General features: G+C 67.4%; 1 protein-coding gene. It reads right to left on the minus strand.

What is annotated here, in order from left to right; all coding sequences use genetic code 11:
* Positions 1–192: 192 nt before the first annotated feature.
* Positions 193–565, minus strand: a 373-nt coding sequence (locus AACY45_RS27635) for an OPT/YSL family transporter (protein WP_339548642.1), incomplete at its 5' end; no start/stop codon positions are given.

The following is a 565-nucleotide window of genomic DNA, read 5'->3' on the forward strand; positions in this document are numbered from 1 at the left end:
GGTCGCGTTCGCGTTCATCAAGATCAGCACGCTGCTCGCGGCGATGTGAGCCGCTTTTCCCTCTCCCAATGGGAGAGGGAAGGGGCCCGCGCCAAAGGCGTGGGAAGGGTGAGGGCGAGGCGATACGGGAGCGATCACCCTCACCCTTCCGTCGCTTCGCTCCTCCCTCCCTCTCCCGTTGGGAGAGGGAAATTACCGCGAAACGGTGATGGTCCGACGGTACAGCACCGCCGCAATCCCCAGGAACAGCACGGTGCCGCCGATCAACGCCGCCGCCTCATGGCCTTTGCCGATCAGCGCGAGCGGCGCATCGCTGCCGCTGGCCCATACGATCAGCGCGAACAGCACGCCCCACAGGCTTTCGCCGACGATCAGGCCGGTTGCGGTCAGCGTGCCCATGCGCTCGGCCACTTCGGGGTTGGCGGTGGTGCGCGCCCAGCGGTCGTAGAACCAGCCGATCACCGAGCCCAGCACCGTCGGCAGGATCACCGACATCGGCAGATAGATGCCGAGCGCCACGCCGAGCGGGGGCAGGCGCAACAGCTTCAACCGCCCGAGCGCTTCG

Origin of the sequence: Pseudomonas sp. RA_35y_Pfl2_P32 (genome assembly GCF_963970735.1) — a bacterium.
Lineage (GTDB): Bacteria > Pseudomonadota > Gammaproteobacteria > Pseudomonadales > Pseudomonadaceae > Aquipseudomonas.